The sequence below is a fragment of the Methanococcus voltae genome (genome assembly GCF_017875395.1).
Classification (GTDB): domain Archaea; phylum AGJL01; class Methanococci; order Methanococcales; family Methanococcaceae; genus Methanococcus; species Methanococcus voltae_C.
In genome coordinates this window covers 199,153-221,209 of record NZ_JAGGMO010000002.1, presented here as the reverse complement: position 1 = coordinate 221,209, position 22,057 = coordinate 199,153, and the positions used below count along the sequence as shown (strand labels likewise).

Annotated in this window: 17 protein-coding genes; 13 read left to right on the top strand and 4 right to left on the bottom strand. The window is 31.0% G+C overall.

Annotated elements, in window-relative coordinates:
- The first annotated feature begins 112 nt into the window (after positions 1-112).
- The gene (locus tag J2127_RS03345; RefSeq protein ID WP_348635409.1) at positions 113-916 is read left to right on the top strand and encodes an ABC transporter substrate-binding protein; all 804 of its coding nucleotides are present in this window, start codon (positions 113-115) and stop codon (positions 914-916) included.
- Between the two features lie 111 nt (positions 917-1,027).
- Positions 1,028-1,690, top strand: coding sequence for an amino acid ABC transporter permease (locus tag J2127_RS03340; protein ID WP_209732090.1), 663 nt, complete (start codon positions 1,028-1,030; stop codon positions 1,688-1,690).
- 94 nt (positions 1,691-1,784) lie between these two features.
- On the opposite strand, the gene J2127_RS03335 is transcribed toward J2127_RS03340, so the two are convergent.
- Entirely contained in the window at positions 1,785-2,483 is a 699-nt protein-coding gene (locus J2127_RS03335) for a 4Fe-4S binding protein (protein WP_209732088.1), read from the bottom strand.
- Positions 2,484-3,093: 610 nt separating this feature from the next.
- Here J2127_RS03335 and J2127_RS03330 point away from each other — a divergent pair.
- Complete coding sequence (locus J2127_RS03330) at positions 3,094-3,537, top strand: MarR family winged helix-turn-helix transcriptional regulator (RefSeq protein WP_209732086.1); 444 nt, start codon at positions 3,094-3,096, stop codon at positions 3,535-3,537.
- 244 nt (positions 3,538-3,781) lie between these two features.
- On the opposite strand, the gene acs is transcribed toward J2127_RS03330, so the two are convergent.
- On the bottom strand, positions 3,782-5,698 hold the full coding sequence (acs, locus tag J2127_RS03325) for an acetate--CoA ligase (protein ID WP_209732084.1): 1,917 nt from the start codon (positions 5,696-5,698) through the stop codon (positions 3,782-3,784).
- A 1,359-nt stretch (positions 5,699-7,057) separates the two neighbouring features.
- Between acs and J2127_RS03320 the strand changes: the two genes are divergently transcribed.
- The 10 genes from J2127_RS03320 to J2127_RS03275 all read left to right on the top strand — a co-directional run bounded on the left by J2127_RS03320 (position 7,058) and on the right by J2127_RS03275 (position 18,608).
- A complete protein-coding gene (locus tag J2127_RS03320) occupies positions 7,058-7,474 on the top strand; it encodes a hypothetical protein (protein WP_245326431.1) in 417 nt (138 codons plus the stop codon).
- 226 nt (positions 7,475-7,700) lie between these two features.
- Positions 7,701-9,758, top strand: a complete 2,058-nt coding sequence (locus tag J2127_RS03315) for a V-type ATP synthase subunit I (RefSeq protein ID WP_209732082.1) — start codon at positions 7,701-7,703, stop codon at positions 9,756-9,758.
- 177 nt (positions 9,759-9,935) lie between these two features.
- Complete coding sequence (locus J2127_RS03310; RefSeq protein ID WP_209590964.1) at positions 9,936-10,604, top strand: V-type ATP synthase subunit K; 669 nt, start codon at positions 9,936-9,938, stop codon at positions 10,602-10,604.
- 371 nt (positions 10,605-10,975) lie between these two features.
- Positions 10,976-11,587, top strand: coding sequence for a V-type ATP synthase subunit E (locus J2127_RS03305; RefSeq protein ID WP_209732080.1), 612 nt, complete (start codon positions 10,976-10,978; stop codon positions 11,585-11,587).
- Between the two features lie 106 nt (positions 11,588-11,693).
- Positions 11,694-12,860: a V-type ATP synthase subunit C gene (locus J2127_RS03300; RefSeq protein WP_209732078.1), complete on the top strand. Its 1,167-nt coding sequence runs from the start codon at positions 11,694-11,696 to the stop codon at positions 12,858-12,860.
- A gap of 48 nt (positions 12,861-12,908) precedes the next feature.
- Positions 12,909-13,208: a V-type ATP synthase subunit F gene (locus tag J2127_RS03295; protein WP_209732076.1), complete on the top strand. Its 300-nt coding sequence runs from the start codon at positions 12,909-12,911 to the stop codon at positions 13,206-13,208.
- 282 nt (positions 13,209-13,490) lie between these two features.
- Positions 13,491-15,248, top strand: a complete 1,758-nt coding sequence (locus J2127_RS03290) for an ATP synthase subunit A (RefSeq protein WP_209732074.1) — start codon at positions 13,491-13,493, stop codon at positions 15,246-15,248.
- Positions 15,249-15,489: 241 nt separating this feature from the next.
- Positions 15,490-16,884 carry a V-type ATP synthase subunit B gene (locus tag J2127_RS03285; RefSeq protein WP_209732072.1) on the top strand — a complete coding sequence of 465 codons (1,395 nt, stop codon included), beginning with the start codon at positions 15,490-15,492 and terminating at the stop codon, positions 16,882-16,884.
- A gap of 129 nt (positions 16,885-17,013) precedes the next feature.
- Complete coding sequence (locus tag J2127_RS03280) at positions 17,014-17,649, top strand: V-type ATP synthase subunit D (protein ID WP_209732070.1); 636 nt, start codon at positions 17,014-17,016, stop codon at positions 17,647-17,649.
- 581 nt (positions 17,650-18,230) lie between these two features.
- Positions 18,231-18,608 (top strand): DUF22 domain-containing protein, encoded by a 378-nt coding sequence (locus J2127_RS03275; protein WP_209732068.1) that lies wholly within the window; start codon positions 18,231-18,233, stop codon positions 18,606-18,608.
- Between the two features lie 471 nt (positions 18,609-19,079).
- Here the strand turns inward: J2127_RS03275 and J2127_RS03270 are convergent, their stop codons facing one another.
- Together J2127_RS03270 and J2127_RS03265 are read right to left on the bottom strand one after the other, a co-directional pair.
- On the bottom strand, positions 19,080-20,945 hold the full coding sequence (locus J2127_RS03270; RefSeq protein ID WP_209732066.1) for an ATP-dependent DNA ligase: 1,866 nt from the start codon (positions 20,943-20,945) through the stop codon (positions 19,080-19,082).
- Between the two features lie 215 nt (positions 20,946-21,160).
- Positions 21,161-22,054 (bottom strand): hypothetical protein, encoded by an 894-nt coding sequence (locus J2127_RS03265; protein ID WP_209732064.1) that lies wholly within the window; start codon positions 22,052-22,054, stop codon positions 21,161-21,163.
- Positions 22,055-22,057: the final 3 nt, after the last annotated feature.

The window sequence follows — 22,057 nt, the reverse complement described above, 5'->3', positions numbered from 1 at the left end:
AATACCTATAAAATATACTAATAACTAAGTATAACAATTTATATATACAATAACGGCAAATCAAATTCATATATTGTAATACAACCCTATTAAAAAACTTAATGGTGAAATGGTGAATAAAAAACTTACGTTAGTGGTATTAGGCTTATTAAGCTTAGTATTGGTATTTTCAGGATGTACGTCCACCAATACACAAAAATCTGACGATACAAACGCTGATATGTCTTGGAAAAATGTTCAAGATACTGGCGTATTGAGAGTTGGTCTTTGTGCTGCATACCCTCCATTTGAATCAAGAAACGCAAAAACTGGTGAATTCGAAGGTTTCGACATCGACTTTGCAAATGCTCTTGGTGAAGAATTAGGTGTAAAAGTTGAAATAATAGACGCAGAATGGCCTGCTTTACTTGGCGGTCTTTCAAAAGGCGACTACGATACATTAATTACCTGTATGTCTGAAAGAGAGACTGCTGCTGAAAATGTAGAGATGAGTGAACCATACTATGCTTTAACAGACGTAGTTGTTGTTAACAAAAATACCGACTCAATCAAATCATTAGCTGATTTAGAAGGTAAAATCGTAGGTGCACAGTTAGGGACTGGCTCACAAGATACTGCAGAAAAACTTGAAGGCGTTAAAGAGGTTAAAACATACAATTACAACCCTGAAGCATTCATTGACTTAGAAAACGGTAGAGTCGACGCTGTTATTGTAGGTCAGGCTTACGCACTCACTCAAATGAAAGAGTACCAAAATGTAAAAACTACCAACATTACAATTAACCCTGTAAATGTTATCACAGTTCAAAAAGCTGGTGCTAAAGAATTAACTCAAAAAATGAATGAAGCAATTAACACATTGAAAGAAAACGGTAAATACGACGAAATAAAAGAAAAATGGCTTTCATTCGAATAATTAATATTTAATTTAACAGTTAACTAATAACTAACTAATAATTACCATTTTAATACCTTATTTTTTATTTTTAATTCAATGTTATTTTAATTTATATCCGGGTGTAAATATATGAATTTTGACATAATATTGTTGTACAATTTGCCAGCACTTTTTTGGGGGCTAGTAATTACCTTAAAAATCGCTTTTTTATCGTTTATACTTGCAATTATAATTGCACACGTTGTGGGCATATTAAGAGCTTTAAATATTCCCAAAGTTCTTGATTTATTCTTTAGGGCTTATGTAGAAACATTTAGGGGCGTACCTTTGTTAATATTGCTATTTTTTATATACTATGGTTTACCTTCGATAGGTATCGTAATGGACAATACAACAGCAGGTGTATTGGGGTTATCCTTAAATGGCGGAGCATACATATCTGAAATTGTCAGAGCTTCGCTATTATCCATCCCAAAAGGTCAATGGGACGCATGTTCATCATTAGGAATGAATAAAGTACAAAGTTTGGTATATGTAATTATTCCCCAAACCATCCGTATTTCAATGCCTTCACTTATGAATTCGTTTTCCACAATAATAAAAGAAAGTTCCTTAGTTTCGGTAATTGCGATAACGGAGTTGACTAGGGTGGGACAGTTAATATATACAAAAACAGCGAGTCCTTTTGAAGTTTATATCGTAATAGCTTTAGTTTATTTATCGGTAATCTTTACAGTTTCCTTATTATCTAATTTAATTGAAAAAAAATTGAATTATGCTTACAATAGATAAATTACTAAAAAATAGATAAAATTATTATTTTTTAATTTGTATTTATTTTTATTATTTTATTATACTTTATTTTATTATACTTTATTTTAGTATGTTACTTTATTACTTTTTCTTTAATATTTTTAATCTTTTTATCCCATTTTACGCTTAAAGCATCGTTTATTGGACAGCTATCCACACAAGCATTACAGGATATACAGTGAGGATTTCTTATTTCTGTAGTTTTTGATACATTGATTCCCATCGGACAAGATTTATCACATTTTGAACAGCTTACGCAACTATCTACATCCCTTTTAATTGTTCTTGGCTTAATCAAGTTTGTAAGTCCCATCATTGCCCCTGCAGGACATAAATATCTACAGTATACCCTTTCGTTAAATAATGATAATATTACACCAATTACAACCGTTGCCATGAATACGGATATTACAAAGTCTATTGTACCGTTTAATATTAAAATGTAGTATCCTGCAAAGCCCATCATTCCGAATAGCATGAAATACTTTACATATTTCAATTTTTCATGTGTTTTTTTGCTTATAAAGTTATTGTGTTTATTTCCAAACAATTTTTTTCCCAATAATCCAGAAATTCTTTGCAATGTCCCCATCGGACAAATCCATCCGCACCAAATCGGTCCAAGTAATAGCATGAATGGAAATAATAGTATTAAAACAACCATTCTTCCAGTCATTCCTAAAGCTAAAAGTGGAATCAAAGCTCCGATTTGTAAATATAATCTATTTTTTTGATTTTTTGATAATCTAGTGTACCATTTTTTTAAATCCATAACTTTCACCACATACAAATATTTCAATTTTTCACTATTTAGTTTTTATTTTTGATATTTGTTTTAACGTGTTTTTGATAAATTTAATTAATTATTATACTTTTAGATATGTTAATTTTATATATCTAATATTAGATATCTAATAATATTATAATATTAGATATCTAAGAACTAGTATATTAATTTATCTATTCACATTCATGGATAAATATATAATAGGTATGTAACATATGGGTATTATATGGGGATATAACAGTATATTATATTAATAACATATGCCTATATCTAAATTAGTTAGCAAATACTAATATATTAAAAACTTTAAATATATAAGTATATAATATTATTCAAAACATGATTAATATCCATAATTGTTATATATTTAAATCTGTGCTAAATATATTTAATATACTAAATAATATACTAAATAATATACTAAATAATATACTAAATAATATGCTAATAATATGATAATGTACGAACAACATGCTAAATAATGTACGAAACAATATACTACAATACTACTAACGTGACATAACAGTATGAATTTTAATTTTCATATTTTTAATTTCAATGTTGTAAATATGATGATATGATTAGAGGTTATACTATGACTAAATTACCCGAAAGGAGCGAAAATAATTCAATTAATCACTTGCTTTATTCCATTAAGACCGAATTATGCAAAAAATGTAACCAATCATTCAAAGAATTAGGGGTTACTGGCTCACAATTTAATGTTTTAGAAGTCTTATGGTATAAAGACGGCATAACTCAATCAGAAATACAGCGTTATTTGGGCATCAAGGCTTCATCTGTTTCTAACTTAATTGATCATTTAGAAAAAAAGGAGCTTATCGAAAGAGTTTTTGATGAAAATGATTCAAGAGTTAAATTAATTTATTTGACTAAAAAAGGGTTAGAACTTAAAGAAAAAGGTTTCGAAAAATGTAACGCCCAAACAAAAATGATATTATCTGGATTTTCAGATGACGAAGAATCCAAATTGAAAGATTATTTAAAAAGGTTAATATCTAATTTAGGAAACGAATAAAGGACTTAATTTCTATTTTATACTCTGTTTATTCGTATACGTTATAAAATTTATAATTTGGGTTTTTATGTATTTTATGATATATTATATTATTATTTCATAAAATCTAACTATTTCGTAATATTATTTTAAAATAAATGTTATTTCATAATAACAATACAAAAAGAATAATAAAAGAATAATAAAAGAATAATAAAAGAATAATAATATAAAAATAAAAATAAAAATAAAAAATAAGTTTATTTTATTTATTAAATGTTTTAGAACCTTTTAATTGCTGTTTTATTTCATCTACGCTAGTTGTATCTTCAAGGGTACTTATGTCCCCTATTTCTTCGCCAACAACCAACTTTTTAAGAATTCTACGCATAATTTTACCACTTCGGGTTTTAGGCATTTTGCTAACGAAGAAGATTATTGAAGGAATAGCAATAGGTCCCATTGTATCTCTTATATACTGAATAAGCTCTTTTTTAAGCTCTTCCTTAGGTCTACCAACATATTCCGGATTAAGCGTTACGAAAGCAACAGGTACTTCTCCTTTAACTTCATCAGGCTTACCAATAACTGCGGACTCTGCAACCATCGGATTTGAAACTAACTCGTGTTCAAGCTCTGCAGTACCTATCCTATGACCTGCTACATTGAGTACCTCGTCAGCTCTTCCCAATATCCATATGTATCCATCGTCATCTTTAATAGCGTAATCGGATGTAGCAAATACTCCAGGTATTTTATTCCAGTATGAAGCTTTGTATCTTTCAGGGTCGTTCCATAAACCTTTTAACATACCCGGCCATGGTTTTTTGATAATTAAATTACCTTTAGTATTTGGTGGAACGCTTTTACCATCTTTATCTACGATATCAGCTTCAATGCCCACTCCTGCAAACGTTGCAGATCCTGGTTTTAAAGGAATTGTTTGAATACCATTTGGTGGATAAATAACGTGTCCACCAGTTTCAGTTTGCCAGTAACAGTCACAAATTGGACAGTTTTTATCTCCGACTACTGAATAGTACCATTTCCAAGCTCTTGGGTTAATTGGCTCTCCCACAGTACCCAAAAGTCTAAGTGTGGACAAATCATGGTTTTTAACCCATTTTTCACCGTATTTCATGAGCATTCTGATTGCAGTAGGTGCAGTGTATAATATGGTTACACCGTGCTTTTCGATAATTTTCCAAAGTCTATCAGGTTCTGGATAATCAATCGCACCTTCGTAAATTACAATCGTTGAACCTAATGAAAGAGGACCATATACTACATAGGAGTGTCCTGTAATCCATCCGATATCTGCAGTACACCAAAATACATCAGTATCTTCAATACCCCATGTCCAGTCCATTGTTTTAGTAGCATAAGTTAAATAGCCACCTGTAGCGTGAACTACACCTTTAGGGCTACCTGTTGTACCACTAGTATATAATATAAACAATGGGTCATTTGAATCCATTATTTCAGGCTCAACTCTATTACGTGCTCCTGCCATTAATTCGTCCCAGAGGTAATCTCTACCAAATGAAAGTGCGATATCTTCGTCTCCCCTAGGTACGTAAATTACGTTATTTAATGAGTTACAGTTTAAAGCTGATTTATCTACAATGCCCTTTAAATCTATTTTTTTACCACGTCTATATAGTGTATTCGTACTAACCAGTACTTTTGCTTTTGAATTGTCTATTCTCTCCGAAAGTGCTTCTGAAGAGAAACCTGAGAATACTGTGTTATGTACTGCCCCAATTCTTGCACAAGCAAGCATTGCTACAACAGCTTCTGTCATCATTGGCATATATATGGCAACTACGTCTCCTTTTTCTACGCCCAAGTTTTGAAGTACATTTGCAAACATATTCACTTGTCTGTATAATTCATAGTATGTAAGCACTTCACAACTGCCGTCTTCTCCTTCCCAAATTATTGCCGCTTTGTTTCTTCTATTGCCTTTAATATGCCTATCTACACAGTTATAGCAAGCATTTAATTTTCCGCCTACAAACCATTCTGCATTCGGGTAATCCCAATTTAATACTTTAGACCAAGTTTTTTCCCAATCTAAACATTTGGCCTGCTCGCCCCAAAACTTTTCAGGGTTATCTAGTGCTTCTTTTTGAAGAGGACTCATTTTTTCCAATAATATGTATTTATCCCCAGTTTTCACGATTTCACCCAAAATATCGTTTTACCAGTATTTAATTTTACTAATTTAATAATTTATTATATATTAATCTATTAATTTATAATATTCAAACTTCAAACTGATTAACCACAATATCAATATTGAAATTTTCTACAATTTATTACCATCAATAATAATTTTGAATTCTATGATTAATATAACATTACATGTACTTTCGAATTCACCACTTTACTATTCAATTGCACATAACCACTAACCACTATATTCTACATTATACAATCAATAATTCATCATGATTAATAATGACAAATTGTATCATTTCCTACTATTAATTATCTAATATATAAGTATTTCGCACAGTGTTGTATTTTAATTATACAATTGTCGAAATATATTATTTTTGTAAAGTTTGGTGGGTAATACATAAAACATCTGAAAAATAGTTTTTTTTGAGTATTATAAATTATTCATTAAAAATAGTCATTAAAATAATTTAAATGTAAAAATAACTTGCAATAACTGATATTAAGTGTATAGGACTACATAAGTTCCTTTAAAATTTTTTTGTTTTATATGTCTTTCTATTTGCTTTCGATGATTACATATATATAAATTTATAAATTAAATATTTTGATATTACAATTCTTACTAATATTTTACATAATAATTGTATGAAATTTATATAAAATTTATATAATAACTATTTATAATAACCTATTACATCCAATTAAACTGTAACAATTCAGAATTGGGTATATAACAATTATATATTAAATTGATATATAATATTGGGAAAAATATTTAAGTAGTAAACTTATGTTAGATTGATTTATCTACTTATTTAGATGTAATACCTAACCTATATCTGTTAATTGGTGTATATTATTCCTAAATTCTGTAATGTATTAATACAAGAAAATAATATGTAGTTATGACATTATGTGATACTATATATTAGATAGTATTATTGGCGATTTTTGCCAATGTTAATGCTTAGAATTTAGTAGATACCATATACAATTTACATGGTTATTAATTATTAATTAACAAATTAATTAACAATATACTAAATAAAAATAAAAAACTAGAATGTTTCGTGCATAAAGCATATTCAATAACTCTCAATCTCGTACAAAACTATTAAAATAGGTATAATAAAGTATGAGTATTACAATTTAACTTCACGATTAATAATTATAAATTTGATTGTAATGTCTCAATATTTCGTTACAAATTGTAATGGTATGTTATAATAATATATTGTAATATTATAGTGTAATACTATATTGCAATTAATTGTAAAATCGTAATATTCCGACTATTTATGATTATGGCTATCGTATAAACGTTAAATTTAATATTGTATAGTATTATTACGCAATGTTATTAATAATCGAGTTTTCACACTTTGAAAGTTCAAACAATAACAAATTATATATAGTTAGTGTAGGGGATATACTAAATATTCTTAAAGGAGGTTATTCTGTGAGTGCTATAGATACCATTAAGGAAATAAAGCATACAGAAAATGAAGCTGTAAATGCTATAAACGAAGCTAACAAAAAAGCTGAAGGGATAAAAGCACAAGCTATCATTGATGGCAAGAAAATTATCTCAGAAGTTGAGGCAGAAGCTGACCAAACTGTTACAGAAATGGTTGCTAAAGCTGAAGCTAAGGCTAAAGAAGAAGCTGACTGTATAGTTGCTAACGAAAATAAAAAAGTTGCAGAAGTTTCATCACTTGCAAAAGTGAAAATCTTATCAATAAGATTGGAAGACGTTATGCAATTTGAATAATGAATTATTATTATAAAATTGTTATATTATATTGATTATTAGATTACAAATTACAACTGATATTATATTTACAATAAATGCTAAATTTATAATGGATGAACATTTAAATTTAAATTATATGAAATTTAAATAAACATTTGTAATAAACATTTATAACGAATATATGTAATTGTAATAAGTAATTACCAATAAAAATTATCTATTATTCAATTAAAAGGTGGTTTTATTGAGACCCGCAAGAATGAGCAAAATTAGGGCTGTCATCTTGGATGAAAAAGTGGATGCTGTTGTTAGACAACTCCATAAAAGCGGGCTCGTGGAGCTTTACGATTTAACTGCCAAATTAGAAGATGCTGAATGGAAAACAATTGTTAAATCATCATCATCTGCAGAATACGGTAGAAATGTAGCTTCACTTATGATAAAAGTGAATAAAACACTTGATTTGTTCTCAAACGTTGCAGACAAAGAAAAAGTAACATTAGGTACTATGTTAAACCCTGTGTTACCTACAAAGAAAAACGTAACCTTTGAATCCGCAGAGGAAGCATTGAATTATGTTGAAAATGTTGTAAACAGCGTTGAAAGCGAAGTATCAGAACCCGCAGCCAGGTTATCAGAACTTGAAAGCAAAGAAACCGCACTTGAAAATTTAAAAGAAAATGTTAGTTACTTAACCGACTTTGATTATGATATCAAAGACCTCGGAATGGGCGAATACACCTACGTAACAGCAGGTATTTTAAATAAAGCGGTATTTAGCGAATTCGAAGCAGACTTGGACCAGTTAACCGAAGGATGTATATCCATTGCAGCTGGCAAGACTTTTATTGACGAAGACGGCAAAACTGAGAAATTACCTGTAATAATCGCAATGTTAAAAGACTATGCTGAAGTTGCAGGCGCAGAACTCAGAAAACACGGTTTTGACAGATTTGATATTAATGCAGAAGGTACACCTTCAAGTGTATTGAATAACGCAGTTAGCGAATTAAACACCGTTAAAAGCGAAATCAAGTCAACTGTCGACAAATTAAAAGCATTAGGCAAAAAATGGAACGATGAATTACTCGTTACATATGAAATATTAGAAAATGAAAAAGATAGGGCTGAATCTTACTCATCAATGGGTATGACTGAAAGAACCTATTTAGTCGAAGCTTGGGCTCCTAAATTTGACGTAAACAAAGCTAAGGAAATTATCGAAAGTGCTTCCGAAGGCTATGCTGTAGTTGAAATTGACGAACCTGACGTAGATGAATCAGAAATTCCTGTTAAATTAAACAACTCAAAATTCTTTAAACCATTTGAGATGTTAACAGAAATGTACTCAATGCCTAAATATAATGAAATTGACCCAACAGTATTATTGTTACCTACATTCATATTGTTCTATGGTATCATGTTAACAGATGCTTTCTACGGTGTATTACTCACTATAGCAGGTTTAATATTACAACATAGAATCGGTAAGGTAAGTGAAGGTGCTTATAACTTAGGTTACATTTTAAAATTATCTGGTATTGTTACAATAGTTGCAGGTATTTTAACTGGAAGCTACTTAGGTGACTTTGCATTACAGTTCTTAGGATTTGATATATTCCAAACAGCACTTGCATTGGTTAATCCATTAGGTGCAAGCGTTTACATTAGCGAAGCAAGTCCATTATTCGAGTTCTTTGGTGTTTCAATCAACAATGGTCCTATAGCTATTTTGTTATTCTCAATCATATTGGGTATAGCTCACTTGTTTGTAGGTATGTACCTTGGATTCAAAGATACACTTAAAAACGTTGGTTTCCTTGACGCATTCTTAAACCAAGGTATGTGGATGTTATTAATCCTTGCGATTATATTTACGTCACTTACAGGTAATGGAATGGTTACAGTAGGCGTTTTAGTGCCAGTTATGTTATTAAGCATGTACAAAGGATTTAAAAACGGCGGAGTACTCGACGCAATGTTAGGTGCTTTAGATATTACAGGTTTCTTAGGTAACGTGTTATCTTACGCAAGGCTTTTGGCTTTATGTTTATCAACCGGTGGTTTAGCAATGGCTGTAAACATTATGGCAGGTTTACTCGACAAATCAGTACCTGTTGTAGGTGTTATCTTAGCTGTGTTAATGCTCATTGGTGGACACGCATTTAACTTCTCAATGAATGGTTTAGGTTCATTCATCCACTCATTAAGACTTCACTATGTGGAATTCTTCGGACAATTCTACGAAGGCGGTGGAAAGAAATTTATTCCATTTAAAGCTAAAAAAGAGTACACTGAATAATTAATGAATTAATAAATATTTTGCTAATAATCTTGTTAAGAAATAGCTTATTAATGAATTAATTATAGTATTAAATTAGTTAAATCATAATATAAATATTAAAAATAATAAAAAAAATTGATAATCAATCGATAATCTCGATAATCATTACATCCGTAAAAAATTGAGGTGTTTATGATGGTATTTGAAAATCCATTATTACTCGGAGCTATAGGTGCTGGTTTAGCAGTAGGTATTGCAGGTTTAGGTTCAGGTATAGGTGCAGGTATCACTGGAGCAAGTGGTGCAGGTGTCTTAGCAGAAGACCCAAAACAATTCAGTAAAGTTATCGTATTCCAAGCGTTACCGCAGACACAAGGTCTCTACGGTTTCTTAGTTGCGATTTTAATATTATTCGTTTTCAAAACAGCTCCTGAATGGGCAATGTTAGCAGCAGGTGCGAGCGTTGGTTTAGCTGGTTTATCAGCTATCGGTCAAGGTATTGCAGCAGCAGCCGGTTTGGGTGCAGTTTCAGAAGATGCAAGTATTTTCGGTAGGGCTATGGTTTTCTCCGTACTTCCGGAAACACAGGCTATCTACGGTTTATTAGTATCAATCCTTTTATTAGTTCAAGTGTTCACTGGACCAGGTGCTGAAACAATTGCAGCAATCGGTGCTGGTTTAGGTGTAGGTTTCGCTGGTCTTTCAGGTATTGGTCAGGGTATTACCGCAGCTGGTGCAATCGGTGCTACAGCAAGAGATACATCAGTTATGGGTAGAGGTTTAGTTTTAGCTGTTATGTCAGAGACATTCGCTATCTTCGGTTTATTAATTGCTATCTTAATCATGCTCGGTATCATGTTCTAAGTATCTTAAGAAGTAATTAGTACGAATAAACAATAAACACGAATCTAAATCAAAAATAGATATTGTAAATTAGATATTGTAAATTAAATAATAGTAAATTAGCAAATATCTAATTAATCAACTGTAAATCAATACTTAATTTCGAAAAAAAGCTCAAATACAATCAAATAACTCAATAATCGATGATAAAATAAAATAATATTCATTTATTATTATTTTATTTTAAATTTGAAGAGTTATAACAATTATTGTAAATTTGCAATTGTATATTGTATAGTGTATATGGTATATTGTAATTAGCTAAACGAAATCGAAATTAAAATTAGGAAATATCCCAATTTATCTTACAAATAATTATTAAAGGTGTAAATATGGGAGCGGAAAAGATAACTTCCAAAATTAAAGAAGATGCAAAAATAAAAGCTGATTCAATCGTAGCTGACGCACAAGCTAAATACGAAGCAACAATCGCAGAAGCTAAAGAAGAAGCTGAAAAAAGAAAGCAAGCTATTCTTAGAAAAGGAGAAAAAGAAGCAGAAATGGCTGAAAACAGAATTTTAGCTGATGCAAGATTATCCTCAAAAAAGAAATTGCTTGAAGAAAGAGAAAATACAATTCAAATGACACTCGAAAAATTAGAGGAAGATTTAATGAAATTACCTCAAAAAGATGAATACAAAGACATCTTAACAGGTATGGTAATTAAAGGCGTTCTCTCAATCGGTGGCGGAGAATTGACACTCGAAATGAACAAAAATGACTTCGAATTAATCGGTGACGAAACTTTGTGGAAACTCGAAAAAGAAGTCGAAGAAAAATTGAACATTGTAACAGTCTTGAAAAAAGGCGAACCAATCGACATAATCGGCGGATGTATTGTTAAATCAGCAGATGGTACAAAAGTATCCGACAACAGTCTTGAATCAACATTCAAAAGAAATTTAGATAGTGTAAGAGCAAAAATAGCAGATTTATTATTCTAATTGTAATTTAATTATAATTTAATTATAATTTGCAATTGTAATTTGTTCAAAATACGCACAAAACTAGAATTAGGAAATTAAGATAAAAAGGTGCAAGGTGGTTTAGATGAATGATGCAGTATCATTAATTGAAAACTTTATGAATTCACCTGATGTCTTTATCACATTGTTGGTTCTTGGCTTTATTATTGTCTTTATGGTTATTATTATCTATTTAATTAGATATCTTTCAGAAACTGCACCATACGCTTACGTTAACGCAAGAGTTAGAAGTATGGAATCTAGATTACTCGATGAAAATAAAATAAACGAGTTAATCGAATCAGCAGGAACAACTGAATTAATCAACCAATTAGAAGATAGTGATTACGGACCTTACTTATTAGATGCATTAGGTAATGAAAACGACCCAACATTTGCTGAAAAGGCGTTAGACACACATTTAGCTCATTTGTACGAGGCTCTCGCACACATGTCACCAGAAGGTGCAAAGAAAATCTTAAAATTATTTGAAATGAAGTTTGATGTTAAAAACATTAAAACATTATTAAGAGCTAAATTTGTAGGCTTAAATGCTGAACAAACATATTCATTATTAGTACCTCTCGGAAGTTTAAAGGATAAATTAAGAGAGTTATGCGAAACAAAATCCGTAGAAGAACTTGCAAGTAGCTTGGAAGGTTACGAATTTTCAAAATTACTTTCAGAAGGATTAACTGACTACGAACAAACCAAAAGATTAACAACAATGGAATTGGCTTTAGACAAATTTATTCTTGAAAATCTCTGGAAAAACGTATCAATCAACGGAACTGAAAAAGACTTATTCAAGGAATATGTGGGTACATTAATCGACGTAGAAAACTTGAAAGTTATCTTAAAAGGTAAAGCTGATAAATTATCCTCAGAAATAGTTTTAAAATACGTTACTGAAACAGGTTACGAACTTGCTTCATGGAAATTAAAAGAACTCGCAGAAGCTGACTCAATCGATGGTGTAATTAGTGGTTTAGATAGTACTAAATACGCTCCATTGTTAACACACGCTCTCGAAGAATACCAAAAAACCAATTCAATCTACGAATTTGAGAAAGTATTTGACGATTACGTAGTTTCAACTGGTAAAAAGCTATCTCTCAGACAGCCATTTGGTGTAGGGCCAATTATTGGATTAATCACTTCAAAAGAAGCTGAAATAAGAAAATTAAAAATTATTATTAAAGGAAAAATTGAAGGATTATCCGCTACAGACATCAGAAAATTAATGGCTTAATTATCGTGCAATAACGCATTAAAAGGCAATTAATGAGTGAGTGATAAAATGAAAATAGGTGTAGTTGGAGACTCCGACATGATTACAGGGTTCAGGCTTGCTGGTCTTACAGAAGTGTATGATGTTTCAAACACTGACGAAGCACTCGAAGCAATTACTAAACTCGAAGAAAACAAAGAAATAGGATTAATCGTTACAACCGAAAGAATTGGTGAATCAATCAGAGATTCAATATCAAGAATGAAAACCACAATCGTTGAAGTTCCTGATAAAAAAGGTCCAATTGTAAGGGAAAACGACCCTGTTAAAGTACTCGTGAGAAATGCAGTTGGTGTTGAGCTTAAATAATAATATTAACGATATTGATAATATCTATAATAATGATATTATTATAATAATATTGTAACAATATTGTAACAAGCTTAATTTCCATTGTAATTCCAAAAGAAACAAATATAATACTTATAACTTAATTTATACAATAATGATATAGAATAATAAAAAAATATAGATTTATTGTATTCTATTTAATATAATAATTAATATTAATCGAACATTATTAAAAAAAATAATTAATAAATGCTCTTTCGATGGAATTAGACAACTATTCCATTCATTTGAGGTGAAAAAATGGTCGTCGGTAAAATTACTAAAATCGCCGGTCCTGTTGTTGTTGCTGAAGGTATGAAAGGCTCACAGATGTACGAAGTTGTTAAAGTAGGTAACGAAGGATTAACTGGGGAAATTATTCAGTTGACTGAAGATGAAGCTATTATCCAGGTTTACGAAGAAACAGCTGGTATGCAACCTGGAGAACCTGTAGAAGGAACAGGTGCTCCGCTTTCAGTTGAATTAGGTCCAGGTATGTTAAAAGCAATGTACGATGGTATTCAAAGACCATTAAACGCAATTGAAGATGCTACAAACTCAATTTACCTCCCAAGAGGGGTAAGTGTACCTTCTTTATCAAGAGATGCAAAATGGTGCTTCAAACCAACTGCAAAAGTTGGCGACAAAGTTGTAGGTGGAGACATCATTGGTACAGTTGAGGAAACAGCTTCAATCGTACACAAAATCATGGTGCCTGTAAACGTTAACGGTACAATCAAGGAAATCAAAGAAGGCGAATTTACCGTTGAAGAAACCGTAGCAGTTGTAGAAACAGCAAACGGTGACAAAGACGTTATCATGATGCAAAAATGGCCTGTAAGACAACCAAGACCAAACAAAGAGAAATTACCTCCTGTAATTCCTTTAATCACTGGTCAAAGGGTAGAAGACACATTCTTTGGTTTAGCAAAAGGTGGTGCTTCAGCTATCCCTGGTCCATTTGGTAGTGGTAAAACAGTTACACAACACCAATTGGCTAAGTGGTCAGACGTGGACATTGTGGTTTACATCGGTTGCGGTGAAAGAGGTAACGAGATGACTGAGGTTATCGAAGAGTTCCCACACTTAGACGATTTAAAAACAGGAAACAAATTGATGGACAGAACCGTATTAATTGCGAACACATCAAACATGCCGGTAGCTGCTAGGGAAGCTTCAGTTTATACAGGTATCACAATTGCAGAGTACTTCAGAGATATGGGTTTCGGTGTTTTATTAACAGCTGACTCAACATCAAGATGGGCAGAAGCAATGAGAGAGATTTCTGGTAGATTGGAAGAAATGCCTGGTGAAGAAGGTTACCCTGCATACTTATCATCAAAATTAGCTCAGTTCTACGAGAGAGCTGGTAGAGTTGACTGTTTAGGTAGCGATGACAGAAAAGGATTCGTTTGTATCGTTGGTGCAGTTAGCCCTCCTGGTGGTGACTTCTCTGAACCAGTTACCTCAAACACCTTGAGAATCGTTAAGGTATTCTGGGCGTTAGACGCTAACTTGGCAAGAAGAAGACACTTCCCTGCTATCAACTGGTTAACAAGTTACTCCTTGTACATCGACGATATCGCAGGATGGTGGAAAGAAAACACAAGTGCAGACTGGAGAGCTTTAAGAGACGAAGCTATGAACTTGCTCCAAAAAGAAGCAGAGTTACAAGAAATCGTTCAATTAGTTGGTCCTGACGCATTACCTGAAAGAGAAAGAGTTATCTTAGAAATTGCAAGAATGTTAAGAGAAGACTTCTTACAACAAGATGCTTTCAACGAAATTGACAGCTACTGTTCACCTATGAAACAGTACACAATGTTAAAAGTTATTATGACATACTACAACAAAGCTCTTGACGCAGTTGCAAAAGGTGCAAACCCAGCAGAAATCTCAAAAGTTACTGTTAAAGCAGATATTGCAAGAATGAAGTATGTTGAAGAACAGGAATTTTTAAACAAAAAAGCTCCAGAAATGATTTCAAAAATGGACGCTGAATTAAGCAAATTAATCTAATTAATCTAATTAATTTAGTTAATATAATTAATATAATGGTTAAAATTTAATTGCTGTATTAATTGCGTTAGATTATGAATTTAGACGGAATTGTAGATATAATGAAATATATTGAATTATTTGATATATTGAATTAATCTATTTCCATTGTTTAATTGTTTAATTGTAATATTAAGGAAAATATTAAATTAAAAATACAAAATAACAAACAAAATAACCTATTAAATTAAGGAGGGTTATTATGGATGCAATGCAAAAAACCATAGAGTATACATCAGTTTCAAGAATTGCTGGTCCTTTAATGGTTATTGAAGGAATCGAAGGTGTTTCATACGGGGAAATCGTAGATATCACAACACCAAACGGCGAAAAAAGAACAGGACAGGTTTTGGAAGCTAACGAAGAAGTAGCAGTTGTTCAGGTATTTGAAGGTACAACAGCTTTGAACACTAGCGAAACAAAAGTTAGATTCACAGGCGAAACAGCTAAATTAGGCGTTTCAATGGATATGTTAGGTAGAGTTTTCGATGGTGCAGGTAAACCAATCGATAAAGGTCCAGAAATCATTTCTGAAGAAAAAATCGATATTAACGGTTCACCTTTAAACCCTGTATCAAGAGCTTCACCAAACGCTTTCGTTCAAACAGGTATTTCAACTATCGACGGTACTAACACATTAGTTAGGGGTCAAAAAATCCCTATCTTCTCCGGTTCAGGTTTACCTCACAACATGTTAGCTGCTCAGATTGCAAGACAAGCTAAAGTTAGGGGAGAAGGAGAACAGTTCGCGGTTGTATTCGCAGCAATGGGTATCACAAGTGAAGAATCAAACTACTTCATCGAAGAGTTCAGAAAAACAGGAGCTTTAGAAAAAGCAGTTGTTTTCATTAACTTAGCTGACGACCCAGCTATTGAAAGAATCATCACACCAAGAATTGCTTTAACCACAGCTGAATACTTAGCTTACGAAAAAGGAATGCACGTTTTAGTTATCTTAACAGACTTAACAAACTACTGTGAAGCTTTAAGAGAAATTGCAGCAGCAAGAAACGAGGTTCCAGGTAGAAGAGGTTACCCAGGTTACATGTACACCGACTTAGCTTCATTATACGAAAGAGCTGGTAGAGTTAAAGGTAAACAAGGAACAGTTACTCAGATACCTATTTTAACAATGCCTCACGATGATATTACCCACCCAATCCCAGACTTAACCGGTTACATTACCGAAGGTCAGATTGTATTGTCAAGAGAATTGAACAGGAAAGGTATCTACCCACCAGTAGACGTTTTACCTTCATTATCCAGATTAATGGGTAACGGTATCGGCGAAGGAAAAACAAGAGACGACCACTCAAAAGTTATTAACCAAGCTTACGCTGCTTACGCAGAAGGTAGAGGTTTAAGAGACTTAGTTGCTGTTGTAGGGGAAGAAGCACTTACAGACAGAGACAGAGCTTACTTAAAATTCGCTCAAGCTTTCGAAGACAGAATTGTAACACAAGGCGTAGACGAAGACAGAAACATCGAGGAAACACTCGACTATGTATGGGATATCTTAGCTATCTTACCTATGGAAGAGCTTAAGAGAATCTCTGAAGACTTAATCGAAAAATACCACCCAAATTTCAGAAAATAATTAATTAATGAATAAATTGATTAACCACTAATTAATTATTAATTAGTCACTAATTAGCTATTAATAAGTGTGTTAATTCAATTATCCAATCATTAATTTAATTATTACAAATTTTTATCGGGGGATAATATGGCACAAGTTAACCCTACAAGGATGGAATTATTAAAATTGAAAACAAAAATCAAATTAGCCGAAAAAGGGCACAAACTCTTGAAACAAAAAAGAGACGCTCTTATGATGGAATTTTTTGATATTTTGAATCAAGCTTCTGGAATAAGGGAAAAGGTAAACGATGCACTTGCTAAAGCTTACAAAGACTTAATAATGGCTCAAGCTGTTATGGGTACTTTGTCAGTTAAAGAGGCTTCATTTGCTGCTAAAAACGATAACATCGAACTTGACGTAGATATGAGAAACGTTATGGGTATTTCAGTACCTGCTTTCGAAATAAACAACGTTAAAAGAGATATATCAACAAGAGGGTACAGCCCTTACAGTACATCAGCAAAATTAGATGAAGCAGCAAGTAATTTCGAAGAAGCTCTTCAACTTATTGCAGAACTTGCAGAAATTGAGACATCCATCAAGATGTTAGCTCAGGAAATTATTACAACAAAGAGAAGAGTTAACGCTCTTGAATACGTTGTAATTCCAAGAATGGACGAAACCAAAAAGTACATTTCAATGAGATTAGATGAAATGGAAAGAGAAAACTTCTTCCGTTTGAAATTAATTAAAGCAAGAATTGATGCAAGAGAAGCATAATAATCATATAAAGATTATTATACTATTATCTTTTGTTAATCATTTTTTTTAGTTAATTTCACATATTTAAAATTTCAAATAGTGATTATATATTAACTATGATAATCATAATCATATGTAAGGCATATTATCCTACCACAATATGTCATACAAATGTAAAATAATTAATTATACCTATAAGAATACCTATATTTATAAAAAAATTTTTGATATATACAACAATACATAATATTCTTTATGGGTAATGTTTAAATAAATTGCATATGTATCCCATTTTTCTTACTGGATACGTATATCCTACCTTTTTTATTTAAACAATTATTCAATTTTCATATAAAATTTATTTTAATTAAATTATCTTGTTCAATTGTTTTATACCTGGCTATTTTACTATCATAATATTCAATAAAGCATTTATCTCAAATTATATCAAAAACTATAAAATGTTTAACTATAATATAATTAAATGAATTAAAATAGATAATGTATTACAAAATAATACATTAGTAATTATTGATTACTAATTATGGAATTAAAATATTAATGTCTTATTTATAATTTAACAAGTAAGGTGAATTGTAATGTTTAGAATAATTGGTAAAATAAAGAAGATTGAAGGCGAATTGAGCGAAAAAAATATTAAAGATGCAAATTTACACTTTGAATTAATTGGGGATAAAGTTTTATTAATCGCAGACGAAGATATCAAAGTAAAAAAAGGAGATATCACTGAGATAAAAGTTGAAAAAATAGCTTTAGACCCAAGATCTGTAATTATAAAATCTGCCTACAAACTTAACAAATATGGTAGTGTGATTTCAGCAGGGGAGGAAATTCCAGTACCTTTTGAATTCGAAAGAGTCATTGATAGCGTAACATTTTTAGCTACTACAAATGGAGATATTAAAAAAGGCGATTTACTCGGCGGTTTAGTTCTTTTAAAAGCAGAACAAGAATAATACAGGAATAATATAAGAATAATATAAGAATAATATAAGAATAATATAAGAATAATACAAAAATAATATTTATATAACTTTTCTATTTTTATTTTTTTAAATTTTAAAAATAATTTTATTTTATAACTTTATTATATAAATTCTATAAATAATTCTTTTGAAAATAAATTAGTGTCAGCTCGCCCATCTTTCATCATGAATTGTTAAGTTAATCAGAAGATAAAGATTCATCATTCACTAATTAGCTAAAAGCTAAATAACCATTATTTTCAAATAAAACAATAAAATAGTTACTATATATTTACAATAAAAAGTTTGGTGTCAGTAGGATCAAAATCATCATGAAATCAGAAGCTACTCCGTTCATCATCCACCAATACAATTAGTTATCAATTATAACTATATAAAACTTTCTAATTTAAACCGTCCAGTCTATCAAATTTTTAACCCGTATTTTTTCAATCATCGGAATTATTTATTTTTCCTATTTTTTTGAATTGCATATATCCTTTTTACGTCTTCAACAGTATTGATATCGTCAATATTTTTATCATATCTTATGTTGATTACACGCGGAAATCGTAGTGCATAGCCAATTTCATACTTTTCAGAAGCTTGTATCTCTTCATAAGATACTTCAAATACGATTTTAGGTTCGACAATAACTTCGCCGTCTAAATCTGCTTCTTTGATTTCATTTACTTTTTTGGTAAGCTCTTCTAAGTTTTCCTCTGTTAATCCACTACCCACATGGCCGATAACATATAAGTTACTATTTTCTAAATCAGAATCTTCAAATGATGAAGAAGTTCCACCTAACTCCCCAATTCCTTCAATGCCCACAATTTCGTTATTTTCATTAATTCCATCTCCTCGTACTGCAATTTCATAGGAGCCATACCAATCTTTACGCTTACCCCTCCCAAATATGGCACGGGTTACAACAACATCCAAGTTATCCAACGTCGGCTTAAATTTATACATTGTTTTTACTCTGCTACCTGCAGTATACAAGGCATCCTGATTTTTAATCATAACACCCTCATGACCAATACTTAAGCACCAATCAAAGAATTTTTCAGCTTTTTTAACGTCATCTGTAATTAATTTGGTTGATAGATTTATCACCTCATCAATTGGAGATGTAATAATTTGCCCATTTTCATCAATATCGAAATTATTTTTCTTATTTAGTATTTTTTCAAGTTTTTCACGACGGATATGTAACGAGTCGCTTATACTTTCATCATTCATATATATGACATCAAATAAAAATACTCTAAGTTTAATTTCCGAAGTCATCTTTTCGATATCATACTTACGTCTGAATCTTCTCAATATATCTTGGAATGGTCTAGGTTTTCCATTTTCATCTATTGCAACACACTCTCCTTCAACTATAAGCTGATTACAATCAATTTTTTTAACTTCTTCAACTATTTCAGGAATGGAGTTTGTTATGTCTTCAAGTCTTCTACTGTATATCTTAACATCTTCACCATTCTTATGGATTTGAACTCTTGCACCGTCATATTTGGTTTCAAACTGAGGGACGCCCATTTCCACGATTGCATCATCTATTGAAGGCGTTAATTGTGCTAACATCGGTTTTATTGGTCTAAATAGTTTTAAGTGCAATTCCTTGTCTTTCTTAAAGTTCTCATAGTAATTTCCATCGTAAGAAAGTAGCCGCTCCCCTATTTTTCCAATATCATTTGTTACAGCGTACGTTTTTTCTAACTCTGGCTTTGGTATCTTAAAGTAAATTGAAAAAGCACTAAGTATCGTGGAGATATTCATACCTATTCTCATATCCTCTAAAATAAGCCTAGCAAGATATCGTGTTTCGAGAGCGTTAGCTGATATCAAAAGATTAGAAATTGTTCTTATTTTCTTTTTTTGAGAGCTGGCTCCTTCAATTGTAGATAATTTTTTGAGGGAATTATATACTTCTTCAACCGTTAATTTGGTTTGAAAAAGTGTAACCTGTTTTATTTCGGATTTCAAAAGTTCAACAGAATGTCCTAAATCTCCAGTTTCCTTTACTTTAGCGTATATGTCTTTTTCGGAGATTCCAACAGATTTAAAAGCTTCAACTAATAAATTATAGCCTATTCCTAATTCTTTATTTTCATATTCTGCGAAAACCCTACCTATCGATAATTTACACAATATAGCAAGTGTTTCGGCAGAATTATTCGGGCTATTTGAAAGTCGTGATTTTTCTTTTTCCTCATCGAGTTTTTTAATTAATTCCACAAAATAATCTGTTTTTTCCAATCTTTTGGTAGTTTTCTCTATTTTCTCTATAATTTCGCAATAATCTTTATATAACAACTTATCACCAAAATAATTAAAAATAATTTTAAATAAAAATGAAAGATAAAAGATAGATAATTGATATAATCGATAATCTTATACAAAATAGTATGTATACTTTGAAATTTAAACGTATGCTTTATAAAAAATTAAAATTAAGAATAACTTAAAAGAAATTAAAAGAAATTAAAAATAAAAATAAAAATAATTATTTATTTAATTATATTCTTCATTTAATTATATTCTTCATTTGAACTATTATTTAGTAAAAATCTTAAGTCACTAATGTTATGACCGGCGTAGGAGAATTTTTCTTCAATCTTTTGAAGTTTTTGGAATTTTATATAGTCTATGTTATCGGAAATACTTGATTTATTAAATATAGACGTTTCCACTACATAATCACCATTATATTGTAATGTTGAATTTAATTTTACGCCTAAACCTACTGTAGTCCAATCAATAGCGAATAAATCATCATCTTGTGCTTTAGTTTCGTTTAAATATTTTGCATAATCATCAGTATTTTTAAATACCATCTGCATGTAATTGTATTTATCGTCACTATCTAGGATTATTAGCTTTTCTTTTGAATAAACTACGATATTTCCTTCCATTAAACCGTTATATTCTTCGTATGAATAATTAAAGTCTGGTTTTCCAAAATGTTTTGAATTAATGAATATATATCCATTTTCAATAGAAATGTCATCACCTGCGAATAAATAACCTAAAAACCACAATGGTGTTTTAATAGCTACTTCGGTTTTATTTTCGCTATTACTACTATTACTACCATTATTACTAGAATTAATATTAGTATCGCTTTTATCCTCAGTTATGTTCGAATCTTCAATCGTAGAGTTATCTAGGTTTATGTAAACGGAATCTACAAAGAATAACATACTTGGTGATATCGATATGTTCATGCTATCGTTTATAAAGTCTGTAGCAACTTCTTTGTCCACATATAAAAATTCTGAATAAGGACTATTCTCAACAATGCTTTTAGTGGATTTTTCCGGTCCAAAAAATGCGCCTGATAAGTATCCTATCGTGGCTATACCTAAAATCAAAATAATGAGTATGATACCTAATTTTATCAATAGTTTTGATGCAAATTTCAAAAT